This is a genomic window from Naasia sp. SYSU D00057, assembly GCF_017916505.1.
Lineage (GTDB): Bacteria > Actinomycetota > Actinomycetes > Actinomycetales > Microbacteriaceae > Naasia.
Map to the genome: position 1 here is coordinate 449495 of NZ_JAFMSZ010000002.1, position 16510 is coordinate 466004.

At 69.1% G+C, this 16510-nt stretch carries 22 protein-coding genes; all 22 read right to left on the reverse strand.

Annotated features, from left to right (window positions below):
- Positions 1-537, reverse strand: coding sequence for a 50S ribosomal protein L6 (gene rplF / locus J3P36_RS09450; protein ID WP_210507425.1), 537 nt, complete (start codon positions 535-537; stop codon positions 1-3).
- A 6-nt stretch (positions 538-543) separates the two neighbouring features.
- The gene (gene rpsH, locus J3P36_RS09455) at positions 544-942 is read right to left on the reverse strand and encodes a 30S ribosomal protein S8 (protein ID WP_210507427.1); all 399 of its coding nucleotides are present in this window, start codon (positions 940-942) and stop codon (positions 544-546) included.
- 158 nt (positions 943-1100) lie between these two features.
- Positions 1101-1691, reverse strand: coding sequence for a 50S ribosomal protein L5 (gene rplE, locus J3P36_RS09460; protein WP_210507429.1), 591 nt, complete (start codon positions 1689-1691; stop codon positions 1101-1103).
- On the reverse strand, positions 1691-2050 hold the full coding sequence (gene rplX, locus J3P36_RS09465) for a 50S ribosomal protein L24 (RefSeq protein ID WP_210507431.1): 360 nt from the start codon (positions 2048-2050) through the stop codon (positions 1691-1693). The genes rplE and rplX overlap by 1 nt, the downstream gene beginning before the upstream one ends.
- 3 nt (positions 2051-2053) lie before the next feature.
- Positions 2054-2422: a 50S ribosomal protein L14 gene (gene rplN, locus J3P36_RS09470; RefSeq protein ID WP_210507433.1), complete on the reverse strand. Its 369-nt coding sequence runs from the start codon at positions 2420-2422 to the stop codon at positions 2054-2056.
- Positions 2419-2772, reverse strand: coding sequence for a 30S ribosomal protein S17 (gene rpsQ / locus J3P36_RS16585; protein ID WP_282595139.1), 354 nt, complete (start codon positions 2770-2772; stop codon positions 2419-2421). The genes rplN and rpsQ overlap by 4 nt, the downstream gene beginning before the upstream one ends.
- Positions 2772-3104, reverse strand: a complete 333-nt coding sequence (gene rpmC / locus J3P36_RS09480) for a 50S ribosomal protein L29 (RefSeq protein ID WP_210507435.1) — start codon at positions 3102-3104, stop codon at positions 2772-2774. The genes rpsQ and rpmC overlap by 1 nt, the downstream gene beginning before the upstream one ends.
- Entirely contained in the window at positions 3104-3523 is a 420-nt protein-coding gene (rplP, locus tag J3P36_RS09485; protein ID WP_210507437.1) for a 50S ribosomal protein L16, read from the reverse strand. The genes rpmC and rplP overlap by 1 nt, the downstream gene beginning before the upstream one ends.
- A complete protein-coding gene (gene rpsC / locus J3P36_RS09490; RefSeq protein WP_210507439.1) occupies positions 3523-4296 on the reverse strand; it encodes a 30S ribosomal protein S3 in 774 nt (257 codons plus the stop codon). Before rpsC ends, rplP begins: the two co-directional genes overlap by 1 nt.
- Entirely contained in the window at positions 4296-4688 is a 393-nt protein-coding gene (gene rplV, locus J3P36_RS09495) for a 50S ribosomal protein L22 (protein WP_210507441.1), read from the reverse strand. The genes rpsC and rplV overlap by 1 nt, the downstream gene beginning before the upstream one ends.
- Positions 4689-4713: 25 nt before the next feature.
- Positions 4714-4995 carry a 30S ribosomal protein S19 gene (gene rpsS / locus J3P36_RS09500; protein WP_210507443.1) on the reverse strand — a complete coding sequence of 94 codons (282 nt, stop codon included), beginning with the start codon at positions 4993-4995 and terminating at the stop codon, positions 4714-4716.
- A 12-nt stretch (positions 4996-5007) separates the two neighbouring features.
- Positions 5008-5844: a 50S ribosomal protein L2 gene (gene rplB / locus J3P36_RS09505; RefSeq protein WP_210507445.1), complete on the reverse strand. Its 837-nt coding sequence runs from the start codon at positions 5842-5844 to the stop codon at positions 5008-5010.
- A gap of 19 nt (positions 5845-5863) precedes the next feature.
- Positions 5864-6163 carry a 50S ribosomal protein L23 gene (gene rplW, locus J3P36_RS09510; RefSeq protein ID WP_210507447.1) on the reverse strand — a complete coding sequence of 100 codons (300 nt, stop codon included), beginning with the start codon at positions 6161-6163 and terminating at the stop codon, positions 5864-5866.
- A complete protein-coding gene (rplD, locus tag J3P36_RS09515; RefSeq protein ID WP_210507449.1) occupies positions 6160-6807 on the reverse strand; it encodes a 50S ribosomal protein L4 in 648 nt (215 codons plus the stop codon). Before rplD ends, rplW begins: the two co-directional genes overlap by 4 nt.
- Positions 6808-6812: 5 nt before the next feature.
- A complete protein-coding gene (gene rplC, locus J3P36_RS09520) occupies positions 6813-7466 on the reverse strand; it encodes a 50S ribosomal protein L3 (RefSeq protein ID WP_210507451.1) in 654 nt (217 codons plus the stop codon).
- A gap of 26 nt (positions 7467-7492) precedes the next feature.
- Positions 7493-7801: a 30S ribosomal protein S10 gene (rpsJ, locus tag J3P36_RS09525; RefSeq protein ID WP_210479779.1), complete on the reverse strand. Its 309-nt coding sequence runs from the start codon at positions 7799-7801 to the stop codon at positions 7493-7495.
- A gap of 702 nt (positions 7802-8503) precedes the next feature.
- A complete protein-coding gene (locus J3P36_RS09530) occupies positions 8504-9433 on the reverse strand; it encodes a hypothetical protein (protein WP_210507453.1) in 930 nt (309 codons plus the stop codon).
- A 231-nt stretch (positions 9434-9664) separates the two neighbouring features.
- Positions 9665-10642 (reverse strand): DNA topoisomerase IB, encoded by a 978-nt coding sequence (locus J3P36_RS09535; protein WP_210507455.1) that lies wholly within the window; start codon positions 10640-10642, stop codon positions 9665-9667.
- On the reverse strand, positions 10642-11088 hold the full coding sequence (locus tag J3P36_RS09540; protein ID WP_210507457.1) for a hypothetical protein: 447 nt from the start codon (positions 11086-11088) through the stop codon (positions 10642-10644). The genes J3P36_RS09535 and J3P36_RS09540 overlap by 1 nt, the downstream gene beginning before the upstream one ends.
- A gap of 123 nt (positions 11089-11211) precedes the next feature.
- Positions 11212-12777 carry a UDP-N-acetylmuramoyl-L-alanyl-D-glutamate--2,6-diaminopimelate ligase gene (locus tag J3P36_RS09545; RefSeq protein ID WP_210507459.1) on the reverse strand — a complete coding sequence of 522 codons (1566 nt, stop codon included), beginning with the start codon at positions 12775-12777 and terminating at the stop codon, positions 11212-11214.
- A gap of 185 nt (positions 12778-12962) precedes the next feature.
- Positions 12963-14156, reverse strand: coding sequence for an elongation factor Tu (tuf, locus tag J3P36_RS09550; RefSeq protein ID WP_210507461.1), 1194 nt, complete (start codon positions 14154-14156; stop codon positions 12963-12965).
- 163 nt (positions 14157-14319) lie between these two features.
- On the reverse strand, positions 14320-16434 hold the full coding sequence (gene fusA, locus J3P36_RS09555) for an elongation factor G (RefSeq protein ID WP_210507463.1): 2115 nt from the start codon (positions 16432-16434) through the stop codon (positions 14320-14322).
- Positions 16435-16510: the final 76 nt, after the last annotated feature.

A 16510-nucleotide genomic window follows, 5' to 3' on the forward strand; every position in this document is an offset into this window, starting at 1 on the left:
TTACCTACCTGACTTTCCGGTCTTGCGGCGAACGGCCTCGCCCGCGTAGCGGACACCCTTGCCCTTGTAGGGCTCCGGCTTGCGGATCTTGCGGATGTTCGCGGCCACCTCGCCGACGGCCTGCTTGTCGATGCCGGTCACCGTGAGCTTGTTGTTGCCCTCGACCTGGAACGTGATGCCGGCCGGCGGCGTGACGACAACGGGGTGGCTGAAGCCGAGCGCGAACTCGATGTCAGTTCCCCGCGCCATGACGCGGTAACCGGTGCCGACGACCTCGAGGCTCTTGGAGTAGCCCTGGGTGACGCCGACGATGTTGTTGGCGATGAGGGTGCGGGTGAGGCCGTGGAGCGAACGCGACTCGCGCTCGTCGTCCGGACGGGTCACGAGGACCTGGCCGTCCTGGACGGCCACCTCGATGGGACGGGCGACGGTGAGGTTCAGCTCACCCTTCGGGCCCTTGACGGTGACGGCGCTGCCGTCGACCGTGACGTCGACCCCCGCGGGGATCTCGATGGGAAGTCTGCCGATACGCGACATCTCAGGTCACCACACGTAGGCGAGGACTTCCCCACCCACGCCCTTCTTCGACGCCTGGCGGTCCGTGAGGAGGCCCGACGAGGTGGACAGGATCGCGACGCCCAGGCCGCCAAGGACCTTGGGGATCTCGTTCGACTTGGCGTAGACGCGCAGGCCGGGCTTCGAGACCCGCTTGATGCCGGCGATGGAGCGCTCGCGGTTCGGGCCGTACTTGAGGTCCAGCACGAGGGTCTGGCCGACGCGCGCGTCCTCGACGCGCCAGTCGGCGATGTAGCCCTCCGCCTTCAGGATGTCGGCGATGTGACCCTTGAGCTTCGAGTGCGGCAGGGACACCGTCTCGTGGTAGGCCGAGTTCGCGTTGCGCAGCCGCGTGAGCAGGTCTGCGACCGGATCGGTCATGGTCATGGAGTGTGTTTCCTTACGGTCACCAGGTTTCGCAACACCGCCGTGCGGAGCACTGCACGGTGGACGACCTGTGGTGGGTTGTGGTCCGGGGAAGCCAACGCCGCGGGGCGGCGCCGGCATTCCCGGATCACGAGATCTCGTTCAGGCGAACGCGATCGTCAGTTGGAGTTCTCGGCCGTCCGGAACGGGAACCCGAGGGCGCGGAGCAGGGCCCGGCCCTCCTCGTCCGTCTTGGCCGTGGTCACGACGGTGATGTCGAAGCCGCGGACCCGGTCGATCCGGTCCTGGTCGATCTCGTGGAACACGCTCTGCTCCGTGAGACCGAAGGTGTAGTTGCCGTTGCCGTCGAACTGCTTGTCCGACAGGCCGCGGAAGTCGCGGATGCGGGGCAGGGCGAGCGAGATCAGGCGGTCCAGGAACTCCCAGGCGCGGTCGCCGCGCAGCGTCACGTGGGCGCCGATCGGCTGGCCCTCGCGGAGCTTGAACTGGGCGATCGACTTGCGCGCCTTCGTGACCTGCGGCTTCTGGCCGGTGATCTTGGTGAGGTCGGCGACCGCACCGTCGATGATCTTGCCGTCACGCGCGGCGTCGCCGACGCCGGTGTTCACGACGACCTTCACGAGGCCCGGCACCTGGTGCACGTTCGAGAACCCGAACTGCTCCTTGAGCTGCGGGAGGATCTCGCTGCGGTACTTCTGCTTGAGGCGAGGCTGCACCTTGACAGCCGTCGCGGCAGTGGTATCGGTCATTACAGGTCCTTACCTGACTTCTTGGCGTAGCGGACGCGCACGTTCTTGGTGACGCCGTCCTTCGTGACCTGCTCCACCCGGTGGCCGACGCGGGTCGGCTTCTTGGTCTCCGGGTCGACGAGGGCCACGTTCGAGATGTGGATGGGGGCCTCGTGCGTCTCGATGCCGCCCGTCTTGGTGCCGCGCTGGGTCTGGCCGACGCGCACGTGCTTCGTGACGAAGTTGACGCCCTCGACGACGACGCGGTTCTGGTCCACGAGGACCTCGATCACACGACCCTGCTTGCCGCGGTCACCGCCGCGGGCCTGGCTGGCGCCCGAGATCACCTGGACGAGATCGCCCTTCTTGATCTTGGCCATTGGTCAAATCACCTCCGGGGCGAGCGACACGATCTTCATGAACTTCTTGTCGCGCAGCTCGCGGCCCACCGGGCCGAAGATGCGCGTGCCGCGCGGGTCGCCGTCGTTCTTGAGGATGACGGCGGCGTTCTCGTCGAACTTGATGTACGAGCCGTCCGGGCGCCGCGTCTCCTTGACGGTGCGCACGATGACGGCCTTGACGACGTCGCCCTTCTTGACGTTGCCGCCCGGGATCGCGTCCTTGACGGTCGCGACGATCGTGTCACCGAGGCCGGCGTAGCGGCGGCCGGAGCCACCGAGCACGCGGATGGTGAGCAGCTCCTTGGCGCCGGTGTTGTCGGCGACCTTGAGCCGGGATTCCTGCTGGATCACTTGGCCTTCTCCAGAATCTCGACGAGGCGCCAGCGCTTCGTGGCGGACAGCGGACGGGTCTCGCTGATCACGACGAGGTCGCCGATGCCCGCGGTGCCCTGCTCGTCGTGGGCCTTGACCTTCGACGTGCGGCGGATGACCTTGCCGTAGAGGGGGTGCTTAACGCGGTCCTCGACCTCGACGACGATGGTCTTCTCCATCTTGTCGCTGACCACGTAGCCGCGGCGGACCTTGCGGTACCCGCGCTCGCCCTCGACCTTGACATCGTGGGCGGCGGACTCGTGGCCGGTCGGCTTCACGTCGGTGGACGCGGACGCGGCGGCCGCGCCCTTCGTCTCTGCCTTCGCCATTACTTGGACTCCTCAGCGGTCTCGGGAGCCGCGGTGTCGTCGGCCTTGGCCTCCGACTTCTTGGTGCGGCTCTTCTTCTCCGCCTTCGCGGGAGCCTCGACAGGCGCCGGGGTGGCGCGGATGCCGAGCTCACGCTCGCGGATCACGGTGTAGATGCGGGCGATGTCCCGCTTGACGGCCTTCAGGCGGCCGTGGCTCTCGAGCTGACCGGTGGCCGACTGGAAGCGCAGGTTGAACAGCTCCTCCTTGGCCTTCTTCAGCTCTTCGACGAGACGCTCCGCCTCGAAGGTGTCGAGCTCTGCGGAGGCGAGCTCCTTGGATCCGACGGCCATTACGCGTCGCCCTCCTCGCGCTTGATGATGCGTGCCTTCAGGGGCAGCTTGTGGATGGCCCGGGTGAGGGCTTCGCGAGCGAGCTCCTCGTTGACGCCGGCGACCTCGAAGAGAACGCGGCCGGGCTTGACGTTGGCGACCCACCACTCGGGGGAGCCCTTACCGGAACCCATGCGGGTCTCGGCGGGCTTCTTCGTGAGCGGACGGTCGGGGTAGATGTTGATCCACACCTTGCCGCCACGCTTGATGTGACGCGTCATGGCGATACGAGCGGACTCGATCTGACGGTTCGTCACGTAGGCGGGCGAGAGGGCCTGGATGCCGAACTCACCGAAGCTGACCTTCGTGCCGCCGGTGGCCTGGCCACTGCGACCCGGGTGGTGCTGCTTGCGGAACTTGACCTTGCGGGGGATCAGCATTACGCGCTCGCTCCTTCTGCGGCCGGCGCACCGGCGTCGTTACGAGGGCCACGACCGCGGCCGCCGCCATCGCGGCTGTCGCGGCGGTCGGGGCGCTGGGACCGCTGGCTCGCCTGCTCGCGCGCCAGCTCCTTGTTCGTGATGTCGCCCTTGTAGATCCACACCTTCACGCCGATGCGGCCGAACGTCGTCTTGGCCTCGTAAAAGCCGTAGTCGATGTTGGCGCGGAGCGTGTGCAGGGGCACGCGGCCCTCGCGGTAGAACTCGCTGCGGCTCATCTCCGCGCCGCCGAGGCGGCCGGAGACCTGCACGCGGACGCCCTTGGCGCCGGCGCGCTGAGCGCCCTGCAGGCCCTTGCGCATGGCGCGACGGAACGCGACACGGGCGGAGAGCTGCTCGGCGATGCCCTGGGCGACCAGCTGAGCCTCGGCCTCGGGGTTCTTCACCTCGAGGATGTTGAGCTGGATCTGCTTGCCGGTGAGCTTCTCGAGGTCGGCGCGGATGCGCTCGGCCTCGGCGCCGCGGCGGCCGATGACGATGCCGGGACGGGCCGTGTGGATGTCCACGCGGACGCGGTCGCGGGTGCGCTCGATCTCGATGCGCGCCACACCGGCGCGGTCGAGCGAGGTCTGCAGCATGCGGCGGATCTTCACGTCCTCAGCGACGTAGTCGCTGTACTTCTGACCGGCCTTGGTGCTGTCCGAGAACCAGCGCGACACGTGGTCGGTGGTGATCCCGAGACGGAAACCGTACGGATTGACTTTCTGTCCCATTACTTGCTCGCCTTCTTCGCAGTGCGGGTCGCCGCGACGACGTCGGGGGTGGCCAGCACCACGGTGATGTGGCTGGTGCGCTTGTTGATCCGGAACGCACGGCCCTGGGCCCGCGGCTGGAACCGCTTGAGGGTCGTGCCCTCGTCGACGAACGCGCGGGCCACGACGAGGTCCTGCTCGTCGAGGTACGTGTTCTCGGCGTCGGCCTTCACCCGTGCGTTGGCCATCGCCGAGGCGACCAGCTTGTACACGGGCTCGCTCGCGCCCTGCGGCGCGAACTTCAGGATCGCGAGGGCCTCAGTGGCCTGCTTGCCCCGGATGAGGTCGACGACACGACGAGCCTTCTGGGGGGTCACGCGGATGTGTCGCACTCGGGCGATCGACTCCACCATCTCTTCTCCTCCTTCGTCACCGCGACTAGCGGCGACGGCCCTTCTTGTCGTCCTTCTCGTGTCCACGGAAGGTGCGGGTCGGGGCGAACTCGCCGAGCTTGTGCCCGACCATGGTCTCCGTCACGAAGACGGGGATGTGCTTGCGGCCGTCGTGCACGGCGATCGTGTGCCCGAGCATGGCCGGGACGATCATCGAGCGGCGCGACCAGGTCTTGATCACGTTCTTGCTGCCGGCCTCGTTCGCCACAACGACCTTGCGAAGCAGGTGGTCGTCGACGAAGGGGCCCTTCTTGAGACTGCGCGGCATCTTCTTCTCCTACTAGCGCTTCTTGCCGACGTTGCGACGACGAACGATGAGCTTGTCGCTCTCCTTGTTCCGATCACGGGTGCGGCCCTCGGGCTGACCCCACGGGCTGACCGGGTGGCGACCACCGGAGGTCTTGCCCTCACCACCACCGTGCGGGTGGTCGATCGGGTTCATGGCGACACCGCGGACGGTCGGGCGGACGCCCTTCCAGCGCTTGCGGCCGGCCTTGCCCCAGTTGATGTTCGCCTGCTCGGCGTTGCCGACCTCGCCGATGGAGGCGCGGCAGCGCGCGTCGACGTTGCGGATCTCGCCGCTCGGGAGACGCAGCTGGGCGTACGGGCCGTCCTTCGCGACGAGGCGGACGCTGGCGCCGGCGGAGCGGGCCATCTTCGCGCCGCCGCCGGGGCGGAGCTCGATCGCGTGGATGACGGTACCCACCGGGATGTTGCGCAGCGGCAGGTTGTTGCCGGGCTTGATGTCCGCGGCGGGACCCGACTCGACGATGTCGCCCTGGCGCAGCTTGTCCGGCGCGAGGATGTAGCGCTTGGTGCCGTCCACGAAGTGGAGCAGCGCGATGCGCGCGGTGCGGTTCGGGTCGTACTCGATGTGTGCGACCTTGGCGTTCACGCCGTCCTTGTCATTGCGACGGAAGTCGATGACGCGGTACTGGCGCTTGTGGCCGCCACCGATGTGACGCGTGGTGATGCGCCCCTGGTTGTTGCGGCCGCCGGTCTTCGACAGGGGCTTCAGCAGCGACTTCTCCGGAGTGGTCCGGGTGATCTCCGCGAAGTCCGCGACGGACGAGCCACGGCGACCGGGGGTCGTCGGCTTGTACTTGCGAATAGCCATTGTTCTGTTCCTCCCGGGCCTAGCCGACAGCCGTGAAGATGTCGATGGAGCCCGACTTGAGCGTGACGATGGCGCGCTTGGTGTCCTTGCGCTTGCCGAGACCGAACTTGGTGCGGCGCGTCTTGCCCTGACGGTTGATGGTGTTCACCGAGGCGACCTGGACGTTGAAGATCTTCTCGATGGCGAGCTTGATCTCCGTCTTGTTCGACCGGGGGTCGACGACGAAGGTGTACTTGCCCTCGTCGATCAGGCCGTAGCTCTTCTCGGAGACGACGGGCGCGATGATGACGTCGCGCGGGTCCTTGTTGTAGCCGCTCACGCGGAGACCTCCGTGTTCTTGCTCTTCGCGGCCACGAAGGCCTCGTAGGCGGACTGCGTGAAGACGATGTCGTCGGAGACGAGCACGTCGTACGCGTTCAGCTGGTCCCAGGCGAGGACGTGCAGCGACTTGAGGTTGCGCACGCTCTTCCAGGCGACCTCGTCGGTGCGCTCGAGGACGACGAGCACGTTCTTGCCGGGCGCGACGCGGGCGAGCAGCTCGGCGGCGGCCTTCGTCGACGGGCTCTCACCCGGGACGAGGGACTCGACCACCTGGAGCCGGCCACCGCGGGCGCGGTCCGAGAGAGCGCCGAGCAGAGCCGCGGCGATCATCTTCTTGGGGGTGCGCTGCGAGTAGTCGCGCGGCACCGGCCCGTGGACGATGCCACCGCCGCGGTGCTGCGGCATGCGGACCGAACCCTGACGGGCGCGGCCGGTGCCCTTCTGCTTGAAGGGCTTGACGCCGGAACCGGACACCTCGCCGCGGTTCTTGGCCTTGTGCGTGCCCTGGCGGGCGGCGGCGCGCTGGGCGACGACGACCTGGTGCATCAGCGGCACGTTGGCCGGCACGTCGAAGATCGCGGCGGGCAGGTCGACCGAGCCGGCCGAGGAGCCCGCGGCGGTCTGGATGTCGAGCGAAGCCATGGTCGTCAGGCTCCCTTCACAGCGTTGCGGACGAAGACGAGGCGGCCACGAGCACCGGGGACGGCGCCCTTGACGAGCAGCAGACCCTTCTCGGCGTCGACGGCCTGGACCTGCAGGTTCAGGACGGTGGTGCGGTCGCCGCCCATGCGGCCGGCCATGCGCATGCCCTTGAAGACACGGCTGGGCGTCGAGGACGCACCGATCGAGCCGGGCTTGCGGTGGTTGCGGTGCGCACCGTGGGAGGCGGAGACGCCCTTGAAGTTGTGGCGCTTCATGACGCCGGCGAAGCCCTTGCCCTTGCTGGTGCCGACGACGTCGACCTTGGCACCGGCCTCGAACACGTCGACGGAGATCTCCTGGCCGAGCGAGTAGTCGGCGGCGTCCGCGGTGCGGAGCTCCGTCAGGTGGCGGCGCGGCGTGACGCCGGCCTTGTCGAAGTGGCCGGCGGAGGGCTTGTTGACCTTGCGCGGGTCGATGGCGCCTGCGGCGATCTGGACGGCGGCGTAGCCGTCGACCTCGGGGGTGCGGATCTGGGTCACGACGTTCGGCGTGATCTGGATCACGGTGACGGGCACGAGCTTGCCCTGCTCGTTCCAGACCTGCGTCATCCCGAGCTTCGTGCCGAGCAGACCCTTGAAAGTCTTGGTGGCGGTAGACATGCGGTTCCTCAGTGCTTCGCTCTGGCTCAGAGCTTGATCTCGATGTTGACGTCGGCGGGGAGGTCGAGGCGCATGAGCGAGTCGACCGCCTTCGGCGTCGGGTCGATGATGTCGATGAGGCGCTTGTGGGTGCGCATCTCGAAGTGCTCGCGGCTGTCCTTGTACTTGTGCGGCGAGCGGATCACGACGACCACGTTCTTCTCCGTGGGCAGCGGGACCGGTCCGACGACGCTCGCGCCCGCACGGGTCACGGTGTCGACGATCTTGCGCGCCGAGGTGTCGATGACCTCGTGGTCATACGACTTGAGTCGGATGCGGATCTTCTGTCCGGCCATCAGTCACTCGCTCTCTTTCGTTGCTTCCGCGGACCCCCTGGCCCGCGAAGTTCCTGCTTCCGCGACCTGGGTCGCGATGCGCTTCCTGCACCGGGCCTCGCGACCCGGCGGACCCCGCACACCGGATGGCCGGCGCGCGGAAACTCGCAGCACTGTTCTTCTGTCAATGTGGCTGTCCACCCCGGACGCCCGGCGCGCGCGTGCGCGCCACGATGTTCTGGAGTGGGTCGGCCTGCATCCCCGGATCCGCTCTGCGGAGGGACTGCCTGTTCTGCTGCCCGCGGCCTAGCTCTCGTCCCCAAGGGGAAGCTATGCACTGCCTGGCAGTGATCCGGACTGCGCGCCTCGCACAGCGGTCCGGAATGTGGAACTTGAAGAGTTTAGCCTCCGCCTCGGGGTCCCTGCAACCCGGGCGTGTCGCGCCCGGCTGCGGGGGTTGAGGCTGCGCTCCGGAGGAGCTGCTCGGAGCCCCTCGAGAGACGCTCCGCCATGGTCCAACGGCTGCTCCGGTCCCGTACTTCCCGCGTTCGCGCCCCCGTTCCGCGACGGATGCGCCCCCGTACCGCGCCGCTGCCGCGGGGCCTCAACGCCGAGCGCGCCCGGCCTCCGCCGAACGCACCTTGAAACGCCGAACGCACCGCGTGCACACGGCGCGTTCGGTGCGTGAGGGTGCGTTCGGAGAGGGTCGGGCGCGCGCGGTGATCAGCCCCGGGTCCGGCGCGGCACGCCGGCGGAGGCGAGCAGGTCCTCGAGACGGCGTCGGTCGCGGAGGTCGTCCCAGGTCCACCGGATCACGCCCCGGCGCACCCGACGGATCTCGTTCTCACGATTCTTCTCGTCGATCACGACCTGCTCGGGCGTCCTGCCTCGCCGGTAGTCGAGGCGCCGATACTTCACCTCGCCGTCGAACTCACCGACCAGTCCCGCCTCCGCCCACTCGAAGTCGACCACCGCGACGCGTTTGCGGCCGACGTGCACGGGCGCCTGCAGCTGCGGTCGTGAGAAGCCCAGCTCGGAGATGAGGACACGCGACCAGGACTCCCCCGGCGATCCGGACAGGGGATCCGCGAAGGCGAGCACGCGAGCGGCGCGACGGATTCCCCGCGTGCCGGGTGCCAGCTCGGCGAGGAGCTCCGCGAAGTCGTCGCGCGCGCCCGGAAACCGGGCGAAGACCGCATCGGCGACCACCACCGCGTCGGCGAAGGTGCGGGACAGTGCCATGTCGAGCGCGGTCCGGGCCGGCGAGGTGCAGGCCAGCGCTCCGACCGGCACCACGTCGACCGGGTTCACGCCTATGCAATGGCGGACGACGTCGCCTTTCGTGCGCCCGCCAGGGCTCGAGGGTGCGATCACGTGGACCATCGACGGCCACGGTCGCAGCGCGGGCAGGCCCAGCATGCGCAGGGCGGATTCATGGGAGAAGACGAGGGGGCCCTGCACCCGCTCACCCACTGCGCGGATCCGCAGACGGTACTGCTCGTCGAGCGTCGCCGTCCGCCAGTTGCCGGCGTCGGCGTAGACCCCTCGGCGCAGCCGCTCCAGGTCGCCGCCATCGCGGGCGCGGCGTTCCGGGTGCGCCTCCCCCAGTGCCCTCAGTCCGGTCGTGGTGAGCAGCGGTGCCTCGGAGTCCATCCCCCGATGCTCGTTCCGGCAACCGCGCTCAGGAACGGGCGGGGCGGAGCCGGTGGAGTTCCGCCGACGCCGTCATGGTGAGGAGGACCGACGTCTCAGCGCTGCGACGCCGAGCGCACCCTTCCGGCACCGAACGCGCCTCTGAGCACCGAGCGCACCTTGTGCACGGGGTGCGCTCGGTGCTTCAGGGTGCGCTCGGCGGACGAGGGGCGCACTCGGCGAAGCGTCGCCTCAGTCGCCCGGGTACAGGAGGGCGCGGACCTCCTTCTCCGGGGAGCGCTCCGGGTCGATCGTCTCGCCCTCGAGGTAGTGCTCCACGACGCGGGGGTCGACGTAGCTCGCCTTCGCGATCGACGGGGTGTTGCCGAGCACCTCGGACGCGTCGCGCATCGCCTGCGCGACCGCCTTCTGGCGCTTCGTCTTGCTCTCCTCCGGGCCGTGCTCGGCGAGGCTCTTCGCCGCCTCCACGGTGCCGTGCAGCGTGCGGAAGTCCTTCGCGGTGAAGCCCTCCCCCGTGTGCTCCTTCACGTACTCGTTGATGTCCGACGCCGACACCGGGTGCCAGCCCTTCTCGTCCTTGAACGCGAGCAGCCGCGCGTTGGCGCCACGGCGCTTCAGCGCGCGCACCACCCGCGCGAGGTCCGGGTCCCGGATCTCCGACTCCCACTCCTGGCCGCTCTTCGCGGGGAACCGCAGCCGCACCACATCGTCGGCGGTCACGGTGGCGTGCGAGCACAGGAGGGTGGACAGCCCGTGGCTGCCGTTCTCGGTCGCGTACCGCTCCGAGCCGACGCGCAGGGAGCCGGTGTCGAGCATCCGGAACGCGGCGGCGAGGGCGCGGTCGCGCGTGGGTCCGTCGGAGCGGAGGTCCATGGTCACCCGTCGCCGCGCGTTCGTCAGCGCCTCGGACAGGCGCAGGGCGCGGTCGTACTTGACCTTGTCCTTCTTCTCCCGCCAGTACGGGTGGTAGAGGTACTGCTTCCGGCCCTGGCTGTCGAAGCCGATCGCCTGGATGTGGCCGTTGTCGTACGGGGCGATCCACACGTTCTTCCAGGCCGGCGGGATCGCGAGGGCGTCGAACCGCGCCTTCAGCTCGGGATCGGTGACCGGCTTCCCGTTCGAGATGGCGTGATACGAGAAGCCCTTGCCGCGGCGCTTCCGCGTGTACCCGTCGCGGGCACCCACCTTCGACCGGCGCAGGTTCGGCATCAGGCCACCGCGGGGCCGGCCCCGGACCGGCGCCGGAACAGAACGAGGGACGTGACGGCCAGCGCCGCGATCGCCGCGGCGGCGAAGAGGGCGACGTGGACGAGGGCGACGGGCACGAGCAGCATCCCGAACTCGCCGGAGGTGAGACCGATGAGCGCCCAGAAGGCCAGCGCCAGCAGCGCGACGGCGAGGGTGAGCACGATGGCCGGGCCGAGCCGCAGGCGCCCGCCGGTCCGGCCCGCCCGCCGCGCGGCGACGAGGATCGCGACCGCCCAGAGGAGGAACGGGATGCCGAGGAGGGTGGCCGCGTTGCGGGGCCCGGCGCCGAGGAACGCGTCCGCCGGCGACCCCTCGCCGCCGAGGGCGATGAGGCCGGCGCCCAGCAGCACCAGCACCGCCGTGAGGGCAACGGCGGCGACCGCCTCTGCCACCGCTCGTCCGGTCATGCTCCGCATTCTACGGCGCACCCCTGCGGGGGCGCCCCGAGGCTTGCAACCGGACGACCGCTCTGCAACGGCGCGCGGTTGCGAAACGGTCGTTCTGTTGCGGAACGGGTGGAGGCGGGCGGATCAGGACGCCAGGTCGCGGGAGGGCGCCGCCTGGTATCCCGCCTCCTGAAGCGCGGAGCGGGCCTCGTGGCGCGCCGAGTAGGGGGTGCGGACGCCCTGGATGTCGCGGTAGTTCTGGTGGCCCGGTCCCGCCCAGAGGATCGAGTCCTCGGGCGACGCGAGGGAGACCGCGAGGCGGATCGCCTTCTTCGGGTCGCCCTCCTCGTACAGCGGATGCTCGGGCGCCGCCTCCTGCGCCGCGGCCATCAGCGTGGCGCGGATGCTCGCCGGGTCCTCGAAGCGCGGGTGGTGGTCGGTGATGACGAGGATGTCGCTGCCCTCGACCGCGGCGCGCGCCATGTCGGCGCGCTTCGTCGTGTCCCGGTCGCCGTCCGCGCCGAACACCATGATCACCTTGCCGGTGGCCACCGCGCGCACGGCGGCGAGGGTCTCACGGAAGGCGTGCGGGCTGTGGCCGAAGTCGACGTAGATCGAGGGGGCGCCGGGGCCGGACACGAGCTCCGTGCGGCCCGGCAGGTGGGTTGTGATGCCGTCCGGGCCGCCGAGGGCGGCGCTCAGCCGGTCGAACGGGAAGCCGGCCTCGAGCAGCATGACGATCGCGAGTCCCGCGTTCGCGGCCATGTGCTGGCCGAGGACCGGGATCTTCGTCGCGAGAGTCTCGCCCGCCGGCCCGCTGAGCGTGAGCGCGGTGTGCTCACGGGTCTCCGCCGTGACCTCCACGGTCCAGTCCGCCGCGGCCCGGCCCTTGAGGGAGATCGTGGTGACGGGTACGCCCGCCTCCGCCACGACCCGGGCGCCCCACTCGGTGTCGAGGGAGACGACGGCCCTTCGGGAGCGGTCGGGCTGGAAGAGCACCGCCTTCGCCGCGAAGTACGCGTCGAGATCCGGGTAGTCGTCGAGGTGGTCGTGGCTGAGGTTGGTGAAGCCGGCGACGTCGAACACGACGCCGTCGAGCCGGTGCCGGCTGAGGCCCTGGGCGCTCACCTCGATGGCCGCCGCCTCGACGCCCGCCTCACGCATGCGCGCGATGAGGGCGTGCAGCTCGGTGGCTTCCGGGGTGGTGAGGCCGGCGACGCGCCGCTCGGCGCCGACGTGGCGCTCCGCCGTGGAGCTGAGCCCGGCGGGCACGCCGACCTGGTCGAGGATGCCGCCGATGAGGTGCGCGGTCGAGGTCTTGCCGTTCGTGCCGGTCACCCCGAGGAGCAGCGGGCGGTCGACGTCGGTGTGGTAGAGCCACGCGGCGACGTCGCCGAGGATCTCGCGCGGCTCCGGAGCGACGACGACGGGGAGCCCGCTCGCGAGCGCCTCGTCGGCGCCGGCGGCGTCGGTGAGGACCGCGACGGCGCCGTTCGCCGCGGCCGAGGCGGCGAAGCGGGCGCCGTGCGCGCGCACGCCCTGCAGCGCGACGAAGAGGTCACCGGGGCCGGTCGCCTCGCTGTTGAGGGTCACCCCGGTGAGGAGGACGCCGCCGTCCCCGGTCGTCGCGAGGCCGAAGCGGTCGGCGAGCTCGTCGAGCCTTCTGGGCTCCACGCGGGCAGGACGGAAGGCTGCAGGCATCGCACACATGTCCCCTCCAGCCTAGATGCGGCCGTCGGGCGGGGGCGCCGCACGAAGCTGCGGGCGCGGGACCGTTCGATCCGGCCCTGAGCTTCGAGACGCCCGCCGCGGCGGCCCGCACCGGAGAGAAGCCGCTTAACGCACTGACGGGGCCGGGCCCGAAGGCCCGACCCCGTCGGAGTGCAGTCGCAGGACTACTTGATGATCTTCGTCACCGTGCCGGCGCCGACGGTGCGGCCGCCCTCGCGGATGGCGAAGCTCAGGCCCTCCTCCATGGCGATCGGCTGGATCAGCGCGACCGTCATGTCGGTGGTGTCACCCGGCATGACCATCTCGGTGCCCTCGGGCAGCGTGATGACGCCCGTGACGTCCGTGGTGCGGAAGTAGAACTGCGGACGGTAGTTCGCGTAGAACGGGTTGTGACGGCCACCCTCGTCCTTGGACAGGATGTACGCGGTGCCCTCGAACTCGGTGTGCGGCGTGACCGAACCCGGCTTCACGACGACCTGGCCGCGCTCGACGTCCTCGCGCTTGGTGCCGCGGAGGAGCAGACCACAGTTCTCGCCGGCCCAGGCCTCGTCGAGCTGCTTGTGGAACATCTCGATGCCCGTGACCGTGGTCTTCTGCGTCGGGCGGATGCCGACGATCTCGACCTCGGAGTTGATCTTGAGGGTTCCGCGCTCGGCGCGGCCGGTGACGACGGTGCCACGACCGGTGATCGTGAACACGTCCTCGATCGGCATGAGGAACGGCTTGTCCTTGTCGCGCACCGGGTCCGGGATGGACTCGTCGACGGCGTTCATCAGCTCGACGATGCTCTCGGTCCACTTCTCGTCGCCCTCGAGCGCCTGGAGACCGGAGACACGGACCACGGGGGCGTTGTCGCCGTCGAAGCCCTGGCTGGAGAGCAGCTCGCGGACCTCGAGCTCGACGAGCTCCAGGATCTCCTCGTCGTCGACCATGTCGGCCTTGTTGAGCGCGACGAGCAGGTAGGGCACGCCGACCTGCTTCGCGAGCAGCACGTGCTCGCGGGTCTGGGCCATCGGGCCGTCGGTCGCCGCGACCACCAGGATCGCGCCGTCCATCTGGGCGGCACCGGTGATCATGTTCTTGATGTAGTCGGCGTGGCCCGGGGCGTCGACGTGCGCGTAGTGGCGCTTCGGCGTCTCGTACTCGACGTGGGAGATGTTGATCGTGATGCCGCGCTGGCGCTCCTCAGGAGCGGAGTCGATCGACGCGAAGTCGCGCTGCTTGTTGGTCTCGGACGGGTACTTGTCCGCCAGAACCTTCGAGATCGCCGCCGTGAGCGTGGTCTTGCCGTGGTCGACGTGACCGATCGTTCCGATGTTGACGTGCGGCTTGGTCCGCTCGAACTTGGCCTTGGCCACTGTGTGTCCTCCTTAGGACGAATCTCTTGCAGCCTCGGATCGCAGGCCGCGACCCAGAGAGGATACAGGGGGTTGTGTACTTATGTTACCGAGGTGTTGCGCCCTCCCCGACCGGCGGGGGCCCGTACGGAACGGACCCCCGGCCGGCGGGGCGGGTGTCGGGCTACTCGCCCTTGTTCTTCTGAATGATCTCGTCGGAGACGGCCTTCGGGACCTCGGCGTAGCTGCCGAAGACCATCGAGTAGACCGCGCGGCCGGAGGTCCGGCTGCGCAGGTCGCCCACGTACCCGAACATCTCGGACAGCGGGACGAACGCCCGGATGACCTTGACGCCGGTCGCGTCGTCCATGGACTGGATCTGACCGCGGCGGGAGTTGATGTCGCCGATGACGTCGCCCATGTACTCCTCGGGCGTGCGCACCTCGACGTCCATGATCGGCTCGAGCAGCACCGGGTTGGCGCGGCGGGCGGCCTCCTTGAACGCGATCGAGCCGGCGATCTTGAACGCCATCTCGGACGAGTCGACGTCGTGCGCCGCGCCGTCGACGAGGGTGGCACGGACACCGACCGTGGGGTAGCCGGCGAGCACGCCGACCTGCATCGCGTCCTGGATGCCGGCGTCCACCGAGGGGATGTACTCGCGGGGGACGCGGCCACCGGTCACCGCGTTCTTGAACTCGTACGAGGTCTCGGCGGTCACCTCCATGGGCTCGATCGTGATCTGCACCTTGGCGAACTGGCCGGAGCCACCCGTCTGCTTCTTGTGCGTGTAGTCGTACTTCTCGACGGTCTTCTTGATCGTCTCGCGGTACGCCACCTGCGGCTTGCCGACGTTCGCCTCGACCTTGAACTCGCGCTTCATGCGGTCGACGAGGATGTCGAGGTGGAGCTCGCCCATGCCCTTGATGATGGTCTGGCCGGTCTCCTGGTTCTGCTCGGTGCGGAACGTCGGGTCCTCTTCGGCGAGCTTCTGGATCGCGGTGCCGAGCTTCTCCTGGTCGGCCTTGGTCTTGGGCTCGATGGCGACCTCGATGACCGGCTCCGGGAACGTCATCGACTCGAGGACGACCTGGTTGTTCGCGTCGGACAGGGTGTCACCGGTGGTGGTGTCCTTCAGGCCGATGACCGCGTAGATGTGGCCGGCGGTGACCGAGTCGACCGGGTTCTCCTTGTTGGAGTGCATCTGGAAGATCTTTCCGATGCGCTCCTTGCGGCCCTTGGTCGAGTTGATGACCTGTCCGCCCGACTCGAGCTGGCCCGAGTAGACGCGGATGTAGGTGAGGCGGCCGAAGAAGGGGTGCACGGCGACCTTGAACGCGAGGGCCGCGAAGGGGTCCTTCGGGTCCGGGTGGCGCTCGATGACGATCTCCTCGTCGCGGACGTCGTGACCCTGCGTGGCGGGCACGTCGAGCGGCGAGGGGAGGTAGTCGACGACCGCGTCGAGCATCGGCTGGACGCCGCGGTTCTTGAACGCGGAGCCGCAGAGGACGGGGTAGATCTCGCTCTTGACCGTCATCTTGCGGATGGCGCCCTTGATCTCCTCGGGCGTGAGCTCCTCGCCGCCGAAGTACTTCTCGAGCAGCGCGTCGTCGCTCTCGGCGACGGTCTCGATGAGCTTGGCGCGGTACTCCTCGGCCTTCTCGACGAGGTCGGCCGGGATCTCCTCGATCTCGTACTTGGCGCCCATCTGCACGTCACCCTTGGCGTCGCCGCGCCAGGTCAGCGCGCGCATGTAGACGAGGTCCACGACGCCCTCGAACGAGCTCTCGGCGCCGATCGGGATCTGCAGCACGAGCGGCTTCGCGCCGAGGCGCTTCACGATCGTGTCGACCGTGTAGTAGAAGTCGGCGCCGAGCTTGTCCATCTTGTTGACGAAGCAGATGCGCGGGACGTCGTACTTGTCGGCCTGACGCCAGACGGTCTCGGACTGGGGCTCGACGCCCTCCTTGCCGTCGAAGACGGCGACGGCGCCGTCGAGCACGCGGAGCGAGCGCTCCACCTCGACGGTGAAGTCGACGTGACCGGGGGTGTCGATGATGTTGATCTGGTGGTCGGCCCAGAAGCACGTCGTCGCGGCGGACGTGATCGTGATGCCGCGCTCCTGCTCCTGCGCCATCCAGTCCATCGTGGCGGCGCCGTCGTGCACCTCACCGATCTTGTGGGTGATGCCCGTGTAGAACAGGATGCGCTCGGTGGTGGTGGTCTTGCCGGCATCGATGTGCGCCATGATGCCGATGTTGCGGACCTTGTTCAGGTCGGTGAGCACGTCGAGTGCCACAGGGGTCCTCCGGAAGAGTTTGAAGTGGTTTCACTAGGAAGAACGGCCGACCGGGGGAAGGAATTCCCCCCGACCG